The sequence below is a fragment of the Bradyrhizobium sp. 199 genome (assembly GCF_023073355.1).
Taxonomy (GTDB): domain Bacteria; phylum Pseudomonadota; class Alphaproteobacteria; order Rhizobiales; family Xanthobacteraceae; genus Bradyrhizobium.
Genome location: NZ_JADPJI010000005.1, coordinates 1,932,315 through 1,950,261, shown reverse-complemented (window position 1 = coordinate 1,950,261; position 17,947 = coordinate 1,932,315). Strand labels below are relative to the sequence as shown.

Annotated in this window: 17 protein-coding genes; 13 read left to right on the top strand and 4 right to left on the bottom strand. The window is 64.6% G+C overall.

Features of this window, described 5'->3' with window-relative positions; all coding sequences use genetic code 11:
• Positions 1 to 3: 3 nt before the first annotated feature.
• From IVB28_RS17965 to IVB28_RS17945, 5 genes are all read left to right on the top strand, one after another.
• Positions 4 to 1,227, top strand: a complete 1,224-nt coding sequence (locus IVB28_RS17965; protein WP_247527879.1) for an ABC transporter substrate-binding protein — start codon at positions 4 to 6, stop codon at positions 1,225 to 1,227.
• Between the two features lie 72 nt (positions 1,228 to 1,299).
• Positions 1,300 to 2,163 (top strand): branched-chain amino acid ABC transporter permease, encoded by an 864-nt coding sequence (locus IVB28_RS17960; RefSeq protein WP_247527878.1) that lies wholly within the window; start codon positions 1,300 to 1,302, stop codon positions 2,161 to 2,163.
• Position 2,164: 1 nt separating this feature from the next.
• Positions 2,165 to 3,133 (top strand): branched-chain amino acid ABC transporter permease, encoded by a 969-nt coding sequence (locus IVB28_RS17955; RefSeq protein WP_247527877.1) that lies wholly within the window; start codon positions 2,165 to 2,167, stop codon positions 3,131 to 3,133.
• A 155-nt stretch (positions 3,134 to 3,288) separates the two neighbouring features.
• Positions 3,289 to 3,933 carry a DUF47 domain-containing protein gene (locus IVB28_RS17950; protein WP_247527875.1) on the top strand — a complete coding sequence of 215 codons (645 nt, stop codon included), beginning with the start codon at positions 3,289 to 3,291 and terminating at the stop codon, positions 3,931 to 3,933.
• Positions 3,934 to 4,005: 72 nt separating this feature from the next.
• Entirely contained in the window at positions 4,006 to 5,013 is a 1,008-nt protein-coding gene (locus tag IVB28_RS17945; RefSeq protein WP_247527873.1) for an inorganic phosphate transporter, read from the top strand.
• On the opposite strand, the gene sugE is transcribed toward IVB28_RS17945, so the two are convergent.
• Positions 5,006 to 5,320 carry a quaternary ammonium compound efflux SMR transporter SugE gene (gene sugE, locus IVB28_RS17940; RefSeq protein ID WP_247527871.1) on the bottom strand — a complete coding sequence of 105 codons (315 nt, stop codon included), beginning with the start codon at positions 5,318 to 5,320 and terminating at the stop codon, positions 5,006 to 5,008. The genes IVB28_RS17945 and sugE overlap by 8 nt on opposite strands.
• Before the next feature lie 170 nt (positions 5,321 to 5,490).
• Here sugE and IVB28_RS17935 point away from each other — a divergent pair, with 170 nt between their 5' ends.
• The 8 genes from IVB28_RS17935 to IVB28_RS17900 all read left to right on the top strand — a co-directional run bounded on the left by IVB28_RS17935 (position 5,491) and on the right by IVB28_RS17900 (position 14,343).
• Positions 5,491 to 7,113 (top strand): peptide chain release factor 3, encoded by a 1,623-nt coding sequence (locus IVB28_RS17935; RefSeq protein WP_247527868.1) that lies wholly within the window; start codon positions 5,491 to 5,493, stop codon positions 7,111 to 7,113.
• A 100-nt stretch (positions 7,114 to 7,213) separates the two neighbouring features.
• A complete protein-coding gene (locus IVB28_RS17930) occupies positions 7,214 to 7,789 on the top strand; it encodes a hypothetical protein (protein WP_247527866.1) in 576 nt (191 codons plus the stop codon).
• Positions 7,790 to 7,991: 202 nt separating this feature from the next.
• Complete coding sequence (locus IVB28_RS17925; RefSeq protein WP_247527865.1) at positions 7,992 to 8,576, top strand: NnrU family protein; 585 nt, start codon at positions 7,992 to 7,994, stop codon at positions 8,574 to 8,576.
• 70 nt (positions 8,577 to 8,646) lie between these two features.
• On the top strand, positions 8,647 to 10,239 hold the full coding sequence (locus tag IVB28_RS17920) for a class I adenylate-forming enzyme family protein (protein ID WP_247527863.1): 1,593 nt from the start codon (positions 8,647 to 8,649) through the stop codon (positions 10,237 to 10,239).
• Between the two features lie 166 nt (positions 10,240 to 10,405).
• Positions 10,406 to 11,059, top strand: coding sequence for a tetratricopeptide repeat protein (locus tag IVB28_RS17915; protein WP_247527862.1), 654 nt, complete (start codon positions 10,406 to 10,408; stop codon positions 11,057 to 11,059).
• A 44-nt stretch (positions 11,060 to 11,103) separates the two neighbouring features.
• Complete coding sequence (locus IVB28_RS17910; RefSeq protein ID WP_247527861.1) at positions 11,104 to 11,655, top strand: hypothetical protein; 552 nt, start codon at positions 11,104 to 11,106, stop codon at positions 11,653 to 11,655.
• A gap of 49 nt (positions 11,656 to 11,704) precedes the next feature.
• Positions 11,705 to 13,090, top strand: a complete 1,386-nt coding sequence (gene der / locus IVB28_RS17905; protein WP_247527859.1) for a ribosome biogenesis GTPase Der — start codon at positions 11,705 to 11,707, stop codon at positions 13,088 to 13,090.
• The gene (locus IVB28_RS17900) at positions 13,087 to 14,343 is read left to right on the top strand and encodes a TCR/Tet family MFS transporter (protein WP_247527858.1); all 1,257 of its coding nucleotides are present in this window, start codon (positions 13,087 to 13,089) and stop codon (positions 14,341 to 14,343) included. The genes der and IVB28_RS17900 overlap by 4 nt, the downstream gene beginning before the upstream one ends.
• Before the next feature lie 212 nt (positions 14,344 to 14,555).
• On the opposite strand, the gene IVB28_RS17895 is transcribed toward IVB28_RS17900, so the two are convergent.
• From IVB28_RS17895 to IVB28_RS17885, 3 genes are all read right to left on the bottom strand, one after another.
• A complete protein-coding gene (locus IVB28_RS17895; protein ID WP_247527857.1) occupies positions 14,556 to 15,782 on the bottom strand; it encodes an ABC transporter substrate-binding protein in 1,227 nt (408 codons plus the stop codon).
• 166 nt (positions 15,783 to 15,948) lie between these two features.
• Positions 15,949 to 17,097, bottom strand: coding sequence for a hypothetical protein (locus IVB28_RS17890; protein WP_247527856.1), 1,149 nt, complete (start codon positions 17,095 to 17,097; stop codon positions 15,949 to 15,951).
• 80 nt (positions 17,098 to 17,177) lie between these two features.
• Positions 17,178 to 17,918, bottom strand: a complete 741-nt coding sequence (locus IVB28_RS17885) for an SDR family NAD(P)-dependent oxidoreductase (RefSeq protein ID WP_247527855.1) — start codon at positions 17,916 to 17,918, stop codon at positions 17,178 to 17,180.
• Positions 17,919 to 17,947: the final 29 nt, after the last annotated feature.

The window sequence follows — 17,947 nt, the reverse complement described above, 5'->3', positions numbered from 1 at the left end:
TGCATGAACACCAGGTCGATTGCGTCATTGCTGCTAACCACCGCGCTCACCTTCGCCGCAGCAGGCGTCGCGTCCGCGCAAGACAAGACCGTCAAGATCGGCGCACTGTCCGATCAGTCCGGCCTCTACGCCGATCTCGGCGGTCCCGGCTCGACGCTCGCCGCGCAGATGGCGGTTGAAGACTCCGGCCTCGCTGCGAAGGGCTGGAAGATCGACATCATCTCCGGTGATCACCAGAACAAGCCGGACATCGGCACCGCAATTGCGCGGCAATGGTTCGACGTCGAGAAGGTCGACGCCATCGTCGACGTGCCGAACTCGGGCGTCGCGCTCGCCGTCAACAACGTCATCAAGGAAAAGAACGGCGTCTACGTCAATTCGGGTGCGGCGACCTCGGACCTCTCCAACGCGCAGTGCTCGCCCAACACCGTGCACTGGACCTACGATACCTACATGCTGGCCCATACCACGGGCCAGGCGCTGGTGAAGGCCGGTGGCGACACCTGGTTCTTCCTCACTGCGGACTACGCCTTCGGCGCAGCGCTCGAGCGTGACACCACGGCGGTCGTCACCAGCAACGGCGGCAAGGTGGTCGGTGGCGTCAAGCACCCGCTGAATACGCCGGACTTCTCGTCCTTCCTGCTCCAGGCGCAGTCGTCCAAGGCGAAGATCATCGGTCTTGCCAATGCCGGCGGCGACACCACCAACACGATCAAGCAGGCGGCCGAGTTCGGCATCGGCAAGGGCGGTCAGAAGCTCGCGGCGCTGCTGCTCTTCCTTACCGACATCAAGGCGATCGGCCTCGAGACGGCGCAGGGCCTCAGCTTCACCGAGACGTTCTACTGGGACATGAACGACCAGACCCGGGCGTTCTCGAAGCGCTTCGCCGACAAGATGAAGAACAACGCGCCGCCCACCATGGTGCAGGCCGGCGTCTATGCGGGCGTGCGTCACTATCTCAAGGCGCTCGAAGCCATGGGCGGCAATTCCCATGACGGCGTCAAGATCGTCGAGAAAATGAAGTCGATGCCGACGGAAGACGATCTGTTCGGCAAGGGCGAGATCCAGCCCAACGGGCGCACCATCCACAACGCCTATCTGTTCGAAGTGAAGAAGCCCTCCGAATCCAAGGGGCCGTGGGACTTCTACAAGCTGGTGGGCACGGTGCCGGGCGACCAGGCCTTCACACCGCTGTCCGAGAGCAAGTGCGCGCTCTTGAAGAAGTAAGATGAGCGCCCGCGGGCCTTGAGGCTCGCGGGCGACTTTCAGGGAACGCCGAAGGGACCGGGTGCGAAATCGATGCAGGCTCTATACGCTCAGCTACTGGTGGGACTGATCAACGGCTCGTTCTACGCGCTGCTCAGTCTCGGGCTTGCCGTCATCTTCGGCATGCTCAACATCATCAATTTTGCCCATGGCGCGCTCTACATGATGGGCGCCTTCGTCGCCTACTTCCTCCTCAACCTCGGCGGCATCAATTATTGGTGGGCGCTGTTGCTGGCGCCCATCATCGTCGGCATCTTCGGCATGATTCTGGAACGGACCATGCTGCAATGGCTGACCGGGCTCGATCACCTCTACGGGCTACTCCTGACCTTCGGCATCGCGCTGATCGTGCAGGGCGTGTTCCAGAACTATTTCGGCTCCTCTGGCCTGCCTTACGCCATTCCGGACCAGCTCAAGGGCGGCATGAATCTGGGCTTCATGTTCCTCCCCGTGTATCGCGGCTGGGTGGTGATCTTCTCGCTGATCGTGTGTCTTGCAACCTGGTTCCTGATCGAGAAGACGCAGCTTGGCGCTAATCTGCGCGCCGCCACCGAAAATCCCACTCTGGTGCGCGCTTTCGGCATCAACGTGCCGCGCATGATCACGCTCACTTACGGCCTCGGTGTCGGTCTTGCGGCGCTCGCGGGCGTGCTTTCGGCGCCGATCAACCAGGTGCGCCCGCTGATGGGCGCGGATCTCATCATCGTCGTGTTCGCGGTGGTCGTGATCGGCGGCATGGGATCGATCATGGGCTCCATCATCACCGGCTTCGCGCTCGGCGTGATCGAGGGTCTGACCAAGTATTTCTACCCCGAGGCCTCTAACACCGTCGTATTCGTTCTGATGGTGCTGGTGCTCCTGGTGAAGCCAACGGGATTGACGGGAAGGGCGGCCTGATATGACAACCCTGACGGACGACACGCTGCCGGTGACCCCTCGCGCCATACGCGACGAGATGATTGTGTTCGTGGTGATGGCGCTGCTGCTCGCGGCGGTGCCATTCACGGGAGTCTACCCGTTCTTCGTGATGCAGGCGCTGTGCTTTGCATTGCTCGCCTGCGCCTTCAATCTGCTGGTCGGCTATGGCGGCCTGTTGTCGTTCGGCCATGCGATGTTCTTGGGAACCGCCGGCTATTGCAGCGCGCATGCGCTGAAGGTGTGGGCGTTGCCGCCCGAACTCGGCATCCTCGTCGGCATCGCCGCGGCTTTCGTGCTCTCGCTCATCACCGGCTTTATCTCGATCCGCCGCCAGGGCATCTATTTCTCGATGATCACGCTGGCGCTGTCGCAGCTGCTGTACTTCATCTACCTCCAGGCCCCGTTCACCCACGGTGAGGACGGCATCCAGGGCATCCCGCAGGGACGCATGTTCGGCATCTTCGATCTGTCCAAGCCGACGGTGCTCTATTACGTCGTGCTGGTCGGGTTCCTCGCCGGATTCCTGCTGATCTTCCGCATCATCAACTCGCCGTTCGGCGAGGTGCTGAAGGCGATCCGCGAGAACGAGCCGCGGGCGATCTCGCTTGGCTACCGGACCGACCAGTACAAGTTCCTGGCCTTCGTGCTGTCGGGGACGCTGGCCGGTTTTGCCGGTGCGCTGAAGGTGTTCGTGGCGCAGAACGCCTCGCTCACCGACGTGCATTGGTCGATGTCGGGCGAGGTCGTGCTGATGACGCTGGTCGGCGGCCTCGGCACCATCTTCGGTCCGGTGGTCGGCGCTTTTGTAATCATCGCCATGCAGCAATATCTGGCGGGTTTCGGCCAGTGGGTGACGGTGATCCAGGGCTCGATCTTCGTGGTCTGCGTGCTCACCTTCCGCCGCGGCGTCATCGGCGAAATCGCCCATTACTTCCGGCGATCCCTCTAAATGATTGATATCGCACCAATTCCACTGGTGCGATAATCCGGTGGATGATCCGGCTCCGCGGACGTGAGATGACACGCGCGCGGATCGAAAATGGTCTATGACAGTTTCATAACGGCCCCTCGGGCCGAGCCATTTCCAACCGGTAGCCTATCCCCATGATGCGATGGTTTCGTGCTTTCCTGCCCAAGGAAGAACGGTTCTTTGACCTGTTCGACCGGCATGCACAGACGGTGATCCAGGGCTCGATCGCGCTCCAGAGCATGCTCAACGGGGGCGAGGAGACGCCGGTCTATTGCCAGCGTGTCAACCAGTTCGAGAACGACGCCGACAATATCACGCGCGAGGTGCTGACGGCGGTGCGCCGCACCTTCATCACCCCGTTCGACCGCGGCGACATCAAGAACCTGATCACGTCGCTGGACGACGCCATCGACCAGATGCAGCAGACGGCCAAAGCCGTGATGCTGTTCGAGGTCCGCACCTTCGAGCCGCCGATGCGCGAGATCGGCGGGCTTCTGATCGAATGCGCCAATCTGGTCGGTCGTGCGCTGCCGCTGATGCAGTCGATCGGCCCGAACGTGGCCATGCTGACCGCCATCACGGAAGAGCTGGGCAAGCTGGAGGGCCGCGTCGACGATCTCCACGACATCGGGCTGAAGGAGCTGTTTCTCAAGCATCGCGATGGCAACGCGATGGACTTCATCGTCGGCGCCGAAATCTACGACCACCTCGAGAAGGTGGCCGATCGATTCGACGACGTCGCGAACGAGATCAACAGCATCGTCATCGAGCAGGTTTAGCGCATGATCCGGAAAAGTGTGCAGCGGTTTTCCGTTCCGATCATGCGCCAACTTTAGGGGCAGGGCCGCGCCGTGGATGCTGCGTTGGGTCTTCCCGTCCTGGTCGGCTTGATCGCCGTCGCGCTGCTGTTCGACTTCCTGAACGGCTTGCACGACGCGGCAAATTCGATCGCGACCATCGTTTCGACCCGCGTGCTGCGGCCGCAATTCGCGGTATTCTGGGCCGCGTTCTTCAATTTCGTCGCCTTCCTGGTGTTCGGGCTGCACGTCGCCCAGACCATCGGCACCGGCATCATCGATCCCGTGATCGTTGATGCCCAGGTGATCTTCGCAGCGCTGGTCGGGGCCATCGTCTGGAACCTCGTGACATGGGCGCTCGGCATCCCGTCGTCCTCGTCTCACGCATTGATCGGCGGCTTGTTTGGTGCCGGCGTGGCCAAAGCCGGTATTTCGGCGGTGGTCTGGAGCGGATTGTCCAAGACGGTGATCGCAATCGTGCTCTCGCCGCTCGTCGGTTTCCTGCTCGCGATGGTGCTGGTTGCGATCGTCTCCTGGGCTTCGGTGCGCTCAACGCCTTTCGCCGTGGATCGCGCCTTCCGCATCCTGCAATTCGCCTCCGCCTCGCTCTACTCGCTCGGCCATGGCGGCAACGACGCGCAGAAGACCATGGGTATCATCGCCGTGCTCCTGTATTCGCAGGGCCACCTTGGCGGCGAATTTTTCGTGCCCTTTTGGGTGGTGCTGTCGTGCCAAGCCGCAATGGCCATGGGTACGCTGATGGGCGGCTGGCGCATTGTTCGGACCATGGGCCTGCGCATTACCAAGCTGACTCCGATGCAGGGCTTTTGCGCCGAGACCGGCGGCGCCACGACCCTGTTCATGGCAACCTTCCTCGGAGTTCCCGTCTCGACCACCCACACCATCACCGGCGCCATTGTCGGCGTTGGCGCCGCCAGACGCCTCTCGGCGGTGCGCTGGAATGTCGCCAGCTCGATCGTTTATGCTTGGGTGATCACGATGCCGGCCTCGGCCATCGTCGCGGCGCTGACCTGGTGGGCGGTCAAGATCTTCGTCAAGTAACGAGCTTCAGTCCGGCAATCCCGGCGACGATCAGGGCGATGCTGGCAAGGCGGAGGGCCGTGGCCGGCTCGCCGAACAGGACCATGCCCAGCGTCGCGGTGCCGACGGCGCCGATACCGGTCCAGACTGCATAGGCGGTTCCGACGGGCAGCGACTTGAGAGCAAGTCCGAGCAGGATGACGCTGCCGGCCATGGCCGCGAGCGTGACGACGGACGGAACAAGCCTGGTGAAGCCCTCGGTGTATTTCAGGCCGATCGCCCAGGTAATCTCGAGAAGACCGGCGACGAACAGGATGCTCCAGGCCATGACGACCCTCCGTTCAAGGCAGGGTCGTCCCCGCGGCTGTCGGCTGATGAGCGGGAGGGCCGTCCCTCCCAAGGCTATCTTCTCAGGCCCGATATGGGGCTGGCCGAGGGGCTCCGCAATCACCAAATGAGGCTTGATCAGGCTCAGTTTCCCTGCCACACGCTCCCGCCATGTCCGACATCGCCACCACCACCGCCGAATCGCCGGCCCGTTCCCCGCTTGCCGCTGAAGTGGCGCGGCGCCGCACGTTTGCGATCATCTCGCATCCGGACGCCGGCAAGACCACGCTGACCGAGAAGCTGCTGCTGTTCGGCGGTGCCATCAATCTCGCCGGCCAGGTCAAGGCCAAGGGCGAGCGGCGCAACACGCGTTCGGACTGGATGAAGATCGAGCGCGAGCGCGGCATCTCGGTCGTGACCTCTGTGATGACCTTCGAGTTCGAAGGGCTCGTGTTCAACCTCCTGGACACGCCGGGCCACGAGGACTTTTCGGAAGATACCTATCGCACGCTGACGGCAGTCGATTCCGCCGTGATGGTGATCGACGCCGCCAAGGGCATCGAGGCGCGCACTCGAAAGCTGTTCGAGGTGTGTCGTCTTCGGGACATCCCGATCATCACCTTCATCAACAAGATGGACCGCGAAAGCCGCGACGTGTTCGAGCTGCTCGACGAGATCGAGAAGACGCTGGCGCTCGACACCACGCCGATGACCTGGCCGGTCGGCCGCGGCCGCGACTTCCTCGGCACCTACGACGTCGCCAATGGCGGCGTGCGCCTGCTCGAAGGCGGCGGCGCCAAGACCGGTGCGGCGCAGCAGATCGAGATCGCAGAACTTGCCAAGCTCAACGCCAATCTCGACATGTCCGCCGTGAAGGACGAGCTCGAGCTCGTCACCGCGGCTTCAAAACCGTTCGAGCTGGAAGCGTTTCGCGAGGGTCATCTGACGCCGGTCTATTTCGGCAGCGCGCTGCGCAATTTCGGCGTCGGCGACCTCCTTGAAGGCCTCGGCAAGTTCGCGCCCGAGCCGCGCGCGCAGGATAGCGACCAGCGCAGGGTCGAGGCCACCGATCCGCGCATGAGCGCCTTCGTGTTCAAGATCCAGGCCAACATGGATCCGAACCACCGCGACCGGATCGCCTTCGCGCGCCTGTGCTCGGGCAAGCTCAGCCGCGGCATGAAGGCGAAGCTGGTGCGCACCGGCAAGAGCATGCCGCTGTCGAGCCCGCAATTCTTCTTCGCGCAGGATCGCTCGGTCGCGGATGAAGCCTTCGCCGGCGACGTCGTCGGCATCCCCAATCACGGCACGCTGCGCATCGGCGACACGCTGACCGAGGGCGAGGATTTCAATTTCGTCGGCGTGCCGAGCTTCGCGCCGGAAATCGTCCGCCGCGTCCGTCTCACCGACGCGATGAAGGCGAAGAAGCTGAAGGAAGCGCTGCAGCAGATGTCGGAAGAGGGCGTGGTGCAGGTGTTCCGCCCGCGCGACGGCGCACCGGCGCTGGTCGGCGTCGTCGGCGCACTGCAACTCGACGTGCTGAAGGCGCGGCTGGAGGCGGAATATTCATTGCCGGTCGAGTTCGAAGTCAGCGAATTCCAGCTGGCGCGCTGGGTCTCCTCCGAGGACCGCAAGAAGCTCGACACCTTCATCGGCGCCAACACCTCCAGCATCGCCGACGATGTGGATGGCGATCCCGTGTATCTGGCCAGGAACGAGTTCTATCTCGGCTACACCAAGGAGCGCGCCGAGGGCATCGAATTCACCAACGTCAAGGACGTCAAGAAGAAGGGGTAGGGTACGCCTGCCGTTCGCGCGCGAGCATGTGAACAGCCGGGAGCTTGACGCGTTCATTCACGACGCCACGTCTGTCTAGACGACAATGCGAGCTCAGAGCATGTGGCGCGGCATCTTCATTCCTGTCCTGCTGGCGGTATCAGCCGGCGCCGACGCGCGACCCCGCCAGATCAATCCGATCCCGTTTGCGCACGAGCCGTGCAGCGTGCTCGACGGACGGCCCTGCACGCCGTCCTATTGCAGCCCGCTCGAGCCCGGCCCCTGCATTCCCGAGATCGATTACCCTTACGGCCAGAACCTCCAGCTCACCATCCAGAGCGTTCCATTAGAGGCCGACCGCGCCCAATACCGGAAGCCCGATCACGATCTTGACACGATCGGCGATCTCTTCGCCGAGTTGCGCAGCTGCTGGTCGCCGCCATCGGATAATGCCCGCGCGGGCATGCAGATGTCGGTGCGCTTCAGCTTCAACAAGGCGGGTGGCCTGATCGGCCCGCCGCGCCTCACATATGTGACTGCGGGCGTGCCCGCAGAGACCCGAACCACCTATCTCAACGCGATCAACGCATCGCTGAAAGCCTGTCTGCCGCTGAAATTCACTGCCGGCCTCGGTGGTGCCTTGGCCGGCCGGCCGATCGCGATCCGTTATGTCGATAATCGCGAGCTCGGTAAGTAGCCGCCAGGATTGCTGTAGGCCATCATCCTGACGAGCGCGTCTTCACGCGCGTCTCGAAGGATGAACGCAGGGGTGTTGCAGCGGGGCCTCTATGGTTCGAGACGGCGCTTTCGCGCCTCCTCACCACGGGGAGCACGAGTTGCGACCAGCGGCCAATCGATGGTACCTCAGAGGCAGGGCGTCGGCTAAAGGGGAGGATGTCGTGGGTCTGCTGGTCATGATCCTGGGGCTTGTGCTGTTTTTCGCGACCCATGTGTTCACCACCAAACGTGAGGCGCGCGCGCGGGCCATTGCGAGGCTGGGCGAGGGGACCTACAAGATCCTCTACACCGTGGTCTCGCTCGCGGGGCTCGCGCTGATCATCTGGGGCTTCGCCCATTACCGCAGCTCCGGCTGGATCGACGTCTGGTATCCGCCGAAGGCGATGAAGCACATTGCGATCGCGCTGATGCTGCCCGCGGTGATCCTGGTGGTCGCCTCTTATTTGCGCGGCCGCATCTATGCGACGCTGAAGCATCCGATGCTGGCCGGCATCAAGCTGTGGGCTGCGGCGCATCTGCTCGCCAATGGCGACCTCGGCTCCATCATCCTGTTCGGCTCGTTCCTGGCTTGGGCGGTGTATGATCGCATCTCGCTGAAGCATCGCAGCGACGCCGGCGGCCCGCCTATACCCGTCGGCGGCGTCACCAACGATCTGATCGCCGTCGCAGTCGGTGTCGTCGCCTACCTGGCGCTGGCCTTCGCGTTCCATCCGGTCGTGATCGGCGCTCCCGTCATCGGGGTTTAGCCGGTCAGCACAAGACGTGATCCGCATACAAGTGCGCGGAAGCCGACAAAACGACGCCGAGGACGTTCCGATGGACTGGTCGCAATCTCATATCCCGCCGATGCGACTCGAGGCGCGCTTTGGCGATCGGGTGTTACAGGCCTTTTGCGACCGGCCGGCGAGCCTCTGGGCGATGATTACGGACGCCTGCGCCCGTAACGCCGATGGCGAGGCGCTGATCGCAGGCAATGTCCGGCTGAGCTGGCGGCAGGCGGTGGAGCAGGCGAGGCGGATCGCGGCGGGTTTTCGCAAACTGGGATTGCAGCGCGGCGACCGCGTCGCGATCCTGCTCGGCAACCGCATCGAATTCCCGCTGCTGCTTTTCGCCGCCGCGCATGAGGGGCTGGTCACCGTGCTGCTCAGCACGCGCCAGCAGAAGCCCGAAATCGCCTATGTGCTCACCGATTGCGGCGCCAAGATCCTGATCCACGAGGCGGCGCTCGCCGAACGGCTGCCGGGTGCGCAGGACGTGCCCGATCTGATCCACCGCATCGCCCTCGACGACGATCCGGCTCGCTCGCGCTTCACCGCGCTCGCCGCCAGCCCGCCAGCCTTGGCGCCGGTCGAGGTCAGCGAAGAGGACACCGCGATGATCCTCTACACCTCCGGCACCACGGGCAAGCCGAAGGGGGCGATGCTGGCCCATTGCAACATCGTCCATTCCTCGATGGTGTTCGTGTCCTGCCTGCAATTGACCGAAGCGGATCGCTCGATCGCTGCCGTGCCGCTCGGCCATGTCACCGGCGTCGTCGCCAACATCACGACGATGATCCGCAGCACTGGCGCGCTGATCATCATGCCGGAATTCAAGGCGGCCAATTACCTCAAGCTCGCCGCCCGCGAGCGCGTCACCTACACGGTGATGGTGCCGGCGATGTACAATCTCTGCCTGCTGCAGCCCGATTTCGACAGCTACGATCTGTCGAGCTGGCGCATCGGCGGTTTTGGCGGCGCGCCGATGCCGGTTGCGACCATCGAGAAGCTCAAGGCGAAGATTCCCGGCCTGAAGCTGATGAACTGCTACGGCGCGACCGAGACGACCTCACCGTCGACGATCATGCCAGGCGAGCTGACCGAGAGCCATATCGACAGCGTCGGCCTGCCGTGCCCTGGCGCCCGCATCGCGGCGATGGATTCGGATGGGCGCGAGTTGCCGCGCGGCGAGATCGGCGAGCTCTGGATCCAGAGCGCCTCAGTCATCAAGGGCTATTGGAACAACCCGAAGGCGACCGCCGAAAGCTTTACCGCCGGCTTCTGGCATTCGGGCGATCTCGGTTCGGTCGATGCGGAAGGGTTCGTCCGCGTGTTCGACCGGCAGAAGGACATGATCAATCGCGGCGGCCTGAAGATCTATTCGGCCGAGGTCGAATCCGTGCTGGCCGGCCATCCCGCCGTGGTCGAGAGCGCGATCATCGCCAAGGCCTGTCCGGTGCTCGGCGAGCGCGTCCACGCCGTGGTGGTGACGCGGGAGCCGGTCGCGGTCGAGGCGCTGCGGACCTGGTGTGCGGAGCGCCTGTCCGACTACAAGGTTCCCGAGACGATGGTGGTCACGGCGGATCCGCTGCCGCGCAATGCCAACGGCAAGGTGCTGAAACGGCAGCTTCGCGAGCTCCTGGGGGCTTGAGCCGGGCAGGCCGCACCGGGCTCTCCCGGGTGGTTAACGCCTTGATCGGGCTCGCTTTGCCTTGCCAGCGCCATATCGTTAGGGTACCTCGCCGCCACGTGGGGGACGGGATTCCTGACGCGGGCGCTTCGGCGCGCGCACCCGGATGGGCATGGGATTAGCATAAGTGGCTGAATTATTTGACGAAGTCGACGAGGAAGTACGTCGCGAACAGCTCAAGAAGCTGTGGGATAAATATTCGATTGTCTTCATCGCCCTGATGGTGCTGGTCGTGGCCGCCGTCGGCGGCTGGCGCGGCTACCAATATCTGGAGGCCAAGAAGGCTGCCGAGGCCGGCGCCGCTTTCGAGAAGGCCGCCGAGCTGTCCGATCAGGACAAGCATGCGGAGGCGGAGGCCGCCTTCACCGAGCTCGCCGCGAAGGCGCCGTCGGGCTATCGCACCCTGGCGCGGCTGCGCGCCGCCGCCGAGGCCGCTAGCCGCGATCCCAAGGCCGCCGCGAATATGTATGACGAGCTGGCTGCCGACCGCGGGATCGGCGGTGAGTGGCAGGATCTGGCGAAGATCCGCGCCGCCGGCCTGCTGCTCGACAGCGTTGGCTATGCCGACATGCAGCAGCGGCTGGAAGCCTCCGCCGCGCCCAAGTCGACCTTCCGCCACAGTGCCCGCGAGATGCTGGCGCTGTCGGCCTGGCGAAACAACGACATGACGGCGGCCCGCAAATGGCTCGACGCGATTGGTGAAGACGGCGAAACGCCGCCCGGCCTGCGCTCGCGCGCCGAGGCCCTCCAGGCCCTGCTGCCGCCCGTCGCCAAGAGCTGAGCAAGACGAGCTGACGACGGACCTCTGACGTAACGAGACATAAGATGCGCCGCACGCCACGCTTGATCGCAGCCGCCGTCCTGATCGCCTTCACGGGCGCCCTGGGCGGCTGCTCCAGCTTCGATCCAAGCGACATGCTCGACTTCCTCGACACCAAGAAGAAGCTGCCGGGCGACCGCAAGCCGGTTTTCCCGGAGGGGGTGCCTGGCCTCGAGCAGGGCGTCCCGAAGGACCTGTACAAGGGCGCGCAGCAACAGCCCGACCCGAACGCGCCTGCGGTTGCGGCTTTGCCTGCGGAGCCGCTGCCCGAGCCGGCCAGGCCGTCGAAGGGCGCCAAGGCGAAGCGCACCAGGCAGCCGGCTGCCGCAGCCGTCGCGCCCGCTGAGGCGCCAGCAGGCGAAGTTGACGGCGAGGCGCAGCCGGAGGCGGCGCCGGCCACGGCCGCTGCGCCGCCCAAGCACAAGATCGTCCGCAAGCGCACCACCGCGCCGCCGCCGGATCAGCCGGTCCAGCAGGCGCAACCGACCCAAACCACCCAGCAGCAGTCGCAGGGTGGTTTCCCCGCGCCGCTGCCGAGCGGCACCTTCTCGCGCTAATTTTTCCATTACATTGACAGGCGCCGCCCCGGCAGCGCACGAATGACCGATGTCCTTCACGATCGCCATCATCGGCCGGCCCAATGTCGGCAAATCGACGCTGTTCAACCGCCTGGTCGGACAGAAGCTCGCGCTCGTCGATGACCTGCCGGGCGTTACCCGCGACCGCCGCGAGGGCGAGGCCAGGCTGGGTGATCTCGAATTCACCATCATCGACACCGCCGGCCTCGACGAGGGCGCCAAGGGATCGCTGACCGCGCGCATGCAGGAGCAGACCGAGACCGCGATCGCGCAGGCGGACGCGCTGTTCTTCGTCATCGATGCCCGCGTCGGCCTCACGCCCTCCGATCGCGCCTTCGCCGATTTCGCCCGCAAGGCTAATAAACCGGTGCTGCTGGTCGCCAACAAGAGCGAGGGCAAGCACGGCGATGCCGGCGCGATGGAAGCTTTTGCGCTAGGCCTCGGTGATCCCATTCAGGTCTCGGCCGAGCACGGCGAGGGCATGGGCGAGCTCTATGATGAGCTTGCCAAGCTGATGCCGGAGCCCGTCCACGAAGACGAAACCGAGGACGACGACGCGCCGCTCACGGAGGAGGAGGCGGCGACGCGCCCGATCCGGGTCGCCATCGTCGGCCGGCCCAATGCCGGCAAATCGACGCTGATCAACCATCTGCTCGGCGAGGAGCGTCTGCTGACCAGCCCGGAGGCCGGCACCACGCGCGATTCCATCGCGGTCGAGATCAACTGGAAGGGCCGCGATTTTCGCGTGTTCGACACCGCCGGCCTGCGCCGGCGTTCGCGCATCGAGGAGAAGCTGGAGAAGCTCTCGGTCGCCGATGCGCTACGCGCTGTGCGCTTTGCCGAAGTCGTCGTGCTGATGATGGACACGCAGAACCGTTTTGAGGAGCAGGATCTCCGTATTGCGGATCTGATCGAGCGCGAGGGCCGGGCGCTCGTGCTCGCCGTCAACAAATGGGATCTGATGGAAACCAAGGGCGGCGGCGCGATCTCGGGTCTGCGCCGCGATGCCGATCACTTGCTGCCGCAGGTCAAGGGCGTACCGATCGTCGCCGTCTCCGGCCTGATGGGCGAGGGCATCGACCGCCTGATGCAGGCGATCCAGGACGCCTATGCGGTCTGGAACAGGCGCGTGTCGACCTCGGCGCTCAATCGCTGGTTCGAGCACGCGGTCCAGGCCAATCCGCCACCGGCTGTGTCCGGACGCAGGCTGAAGCTGAACTACATCACGCAGAACAAGGCGCGCCCGCCGAGCTTCGTGCTGTTCTGCTCGCGCGCCGACGCGGTACCGCAATCCTACTTGCGCTACCTCACCAATTCGATGCGCGAGTCTTTCGATCTGCCAGGCACGCCGGTGCGCATCACCTTGCGCGAGAAGGCCAATCCCTTCGCTCATAAGCGCAAGCGGCCGTCGTGAGCACCGGGGCCGCCGAGGCGACAGCGCAAGGCGCGCCGCCGGTCCGGCGTGGTGCGGTCGCCTTCATCTTCGTCACCATCCTGCTCGACATGCTCGCGCTCGGCGTCATCATGCCGATCCTGCCGAAGCTGATCGAGAGCTTCGTCGACAACGACACCGCGCACGCAGCCCGCATCTTCGGCTTGTTCGGCACCGCCTGGGCGCTGATGCAGTTCGTGTTCTCGCCGCTGCTCGGCGCGCTGTCGGATCGTTTCGGGCGGCGGCCGGTGGTGCTGCTGTCGAATTTCGGCCTTGCCGCCGACTACGTGCTGATGGCGCTGGCCCCGTCGCTGCTCTGGCTGTTCGTCGGCCGCGTGGTCTCGGGCATCACCTCGGCGAGCATCTCGACCGCGTTCGCCTACATCTCGGATATCACGCCGCCGGAGCGGCGCGCGGCGGTCTTCGGCAGGATTGGCGCTGCCTTTGGTGCCGGCTTCATCTTGGGGCCGGCGCTCGGCGGGCTGCTCGGCGACATCGATCCGCGCCTGCCATTCTGGGCGTCGGCAGCCCTCAGCTTCGCCAATGCGCTCTACGGCCTCTTCGTCCTGCCGGAATCGCTCGCACCCGACAAGCGCGCGCCGTTCCGCTGGCGAAGTGCCAGTCCGCTGGGAGCGCTGCGTCTGTTGCGATCCAATGCGGTGCTCTCCGCCTTGTCGGTCGTCAACTTCATCGCGCAGGTCGCGCATGTCGTGCTGCCCTCGACCTTCGTGCTCTATGCGACCTATCGCTACGGCTGGGATTCCAAGACCGTGGGACTGACGCTGGCGATGGTCGGCATCTGCGCCATGGTGGTGCAGGGGCTCGCCATCGGCCCGATCGTGCGCGCGCTCGGCGAGAGAAACGCATTGTTGCTGGGGCTGTGTTGTGGCGCGCTCGGATTCGTGATCCTGGGCGCTGCCCCGACAGGACCGCTGTCCTGGCTCGGTATTCCCGTCTTGGCGCTGTGGGGCATTTCGGGTGCCGCCTCGCAAGCGCTGATGACGCGGCTGGTTGCGCCCGATCAGCAGGGCCAGCTGCAGGGCGCGACCGCGAGCGTGCAGAGCGTGTCGCAGCTCGTCGGCCCGTTCCTGTTCACGTTGACCTTTTCATATTTCATCGGCGCCAGCGCGCCGCTGCATCTGCCGGGCGCGCCGTTCCTGCTCGCGGCGGCGCTGATGGTGGTCTGCGTGGCGATCGCGGTGCGGTCGCTGGGTGGGATCAAACCGCTCCCGTAGTCGGGTAGGGCGGGCAAAGGCGCGCAAGCGCCGTGCCACCATCTCTGCGCGACTATAAAATGGCCGTGGGCACGCTTCCGCCTTCGCTCTTCCAGCTACGGCGACAAGTCGCTTTGCGCACCCTACGGCAGCGTTTTCCAGAGCCCCAAACGTGTATGCCCGGGACAAGCCCGGGCATGACGTTGTTGGAGCTGAATGCGACCGCTATGCGGTCACTTCTTCACCAGCGGACACTCACTGTCCTTGAGCGGCTTGGCGGCGTCTTCCGCAGAGATCGTGGCGATCTGCTTGTAATAGTCCCACGGTCCCTTCGACTCCTCGGGCTTCTTCACCTCGAACAGGTAAGCCGGGATGAGACGGCGTCCGTCCTCGCGCAGCGGCCCGTTCCCGAACAGCGGATCGTCGGTCGGCAGCTCCTTCATCTTGGCCACCACCTTGGCGCCGTCATGCGGATTGCTGCCGAGTGCTTCCATCGCCTTGAGATAGTGCAGCACCATCGCGTAATTGCCGGCCTGCGTCATTGACGGCATCGCGTTCTTGCTGGCCTGCGCCGAGAAGCGCTTCGACCATTCGCGGGTCTTGTCGTTCAGGTCCCAGTAGAACGACTCGGTGAAGGTCAAGCCCTGCGCGGTCTTCAGGCCCAGGGAGTGCACGTCATTGATGAAGAGCAGCAGCGCGGCGAGCTTCTGGCCGCCCTGGACGATGCCGAACTCGGCGGCCTGCTTGATGGCGTTGGTTGTGTCGCCGCCGGCATTGGCAAGGCCGACGATCTTGGCCTTCGACGATTGCGCCTGGAGCAGGAAGGACGAGAAGTCCGCCGTGTTGAGCGGGTGCTTGACGCCGCCGAGCAGCTTGCCGCCATTGGCGGTCACGACGGCGCCGGTATCGCGTTCCAGAGCATGACCGAACGCATAGTCGGCGGTGAGGAAGAACCAGCTGTCGCCGCCCGCCTTGGTCAGCGCTTTGCCGGTGCCGTTGGCGAGCATGTAGGTATCGTAGGTATAGGAGACCGTGTTCGGCGTGCAGGCCTTGCCGGTGAGGTCCGCGGTGGCCGCGCCCGAATTGAGCAGCACCGCATTCTTTTCCTTGACGAGGTTGCTGACCGCCAGCGCGACGCCGGAACTCGGCGTGTCGGCGATCGCGTCGACCTTGTCGTTGTCGATCCACTGCCGGGCGATGTTGACGCCGATGTCGGGCTTGTTCTGGTGATCGCCGCTGAGCACGTCGATCTTCCAGCCCTTCTTGAGCAGCCCGGAATCCTCAACCGCCATCTTGATCGCGACCACGGAGTTCGGGCCGCCGATGTCGGCATAGAGGCTCGACATGTCGTTGAGCACGCCGATCTTGACGGTCTTGTCCTGGGCAAAGGCGGATGTGGCAAAACCGAAAGCGGCACAGGCCAGAAGGGCCGCGGAGCGGCGTGCGAACGTCGTCGTCATCAAAGGTTCCTCCATTGTCAAATATGCGGACGGCTCTCTTGCGGAGCCTTGTTCCGGCTGATGGCTCTAGCCTGTCCCATGGCCGGCGGCAATGCGCCTAAAGCCGGATGACGCTGCATCGAAGCGTGATCGCTCGGTTAACCTTTGGGCAAAATGCGTCAAGACGCTATTTGAGCGCGTCCGATGTCAGCTTGAATTTCTGGATGCGCTTTCCGGTGTCGACCTCGGCGGTATAGACGTTACCCTTGGCGTCGATCGCAATGGCGTGCACCCAGTGGAACTGACCGGCGTTGCGGCCGCTGTGCCCAAAGCTGCCGACCACGCTGCCGTCCTCGCGCTTGATGACCCTGATCTCGTTGTTCTCGCCGTCGGCGCTGAGCAGATAGGTCTGCTTCGGATCGGGCCAGATCGCGATATCCCACACCGCGCCGTTGCCGAGCGTGTTCTTCTCGAAGAAGAACTCCTTCACGAAGCTGCCGTCCTTTTTGAAGACCTGGATGCGGTTGTTGATGCGGTCGCACACGTAGACCAGCCCGTCATTGGCGAGCTTCACGCAGTGAACGGGATTGCCGAATTGCTGTGCGACCTGCGCCTTGGGGTCATACGGACCTTGCTTGTCGTCGTTGGGCTTGTTGCCATAGGCGCCCCAGTGCCGCTTGTAGGCCAGCGTAGTCGCATCGAACACGATGACGCGGCGGTTGCCATAGCCGTCGGCGACGTAGATTTCGTTCGCCTCCTTGTCGATCGCGGTTTCGGCGGGCTTGCCGAGCTGCGTCGTGTCGTTGCTGCCGAGGCTCGGCGCGATCTTGCCGATCTGGCCGACGAACTTGCCGTCGAGCGTGAACTTCAGGATCGTGTTGTCGTTGTCGGCGTTGCCGCCGACCCAGACGAAGCCGCGTTCGTCGACCTCGATGCCGTGCTCGCGGCCGACCCATTCGTAGCCCTGGCCCGGACCGCCCCAGGACCGCAGCAGATTGCCGTCGCTGTCGAATTCGAGCACCGGCGGCGCCGACACGCAGCATTTCGAGCGGGGCGGGGTGAGGCTTGCGCCTTTCTCGTCATCGGTGAGCGAGCGCGGGCGATGGATCACCCAGATATGGCCCTGCCCATCGACGGTGATGCCGCCGACCTGGCCGAGAATCCAGTTGTTCGGCAGCGGCTTTGGCCAGGCCGCATCGACCGCGAAAGTTGGCACGTCACCCGCAGTCGCGGTGCCAGGAAGCACAAGCGCGATGGCTGCGATCACGATGGAGACGGCGTGAAAGACATTTGCGAGCGCACGCGTGGAGCCTGCGCGATCATGCCATGGAGCCATGGCGACCTCCCTTTTTTTGGCTTTGCGGCTTGCCGCCGTCTAAGCGCGGGCAGTCAATCGCGGGGAGGCCGTCAAGTCAATCAGGCCGGCGCGCGGAAGCTCATGAGGCGGCGGGTCTTGTAGTCGTAGAACTTGCCGGTCTCGGTCCAGTCGGGCACGCACATCGGCACGATGAACTCGGCGATCTGTTCGGGCAGATCGAGCGTCGCCGGATCCTCGCCGGGCATCAGCGTGGCGCGCATGCGGGTGCGGACCGGGCCCGGGTTGAACAGATTGACGCGCAGCTTCGTGTTCGCGGTCTCCTGCGCCCACGCGCGCGCCAGCGTCTCCAGCGCCGCCTTGGAGGCCGCGTAGGGGCTGACATAGGCGGTGGCCTTGTTGGCGGCGCCCGAGGTGATGAATACGGCGCGCCCCGCATCGGACTGCTTCAGCAGCGGCTCCATGCAGCGGATCAGCTGGAAGTTCGCGGAGACGTTGACGGCCATCACGTCGTTGAAGGTCTTGAGCTCGATATGGCCGACCGGCGAAGAGGGGCCGAGCACGCCGGCATTGCCGACGAGGATGTCGAGCTTGCCGTAGCGCTCGTGCAGGCCGGCGCCGAGACGTGCGATACCGTCGGAATCGGTGAGGTTGAGCGGCACCAAGGTGGCGCTGCCGCCGACTGTGCGGATCGCATCGTCGAGCTCTTCCAGCCCGCCCTGCGTGCGTGCCACCGCCACGATATGCGCGCCGGCCCTGGCCAGCGCATGCGCGGTGGCATAGCCGATACCGCGCGAGGCGCCGGTGACGAGAGCGATGCGGTCGGCGAGGGGTTTTGTCATGGCGGGGTTTTACAGGCGTGGATGGCCGG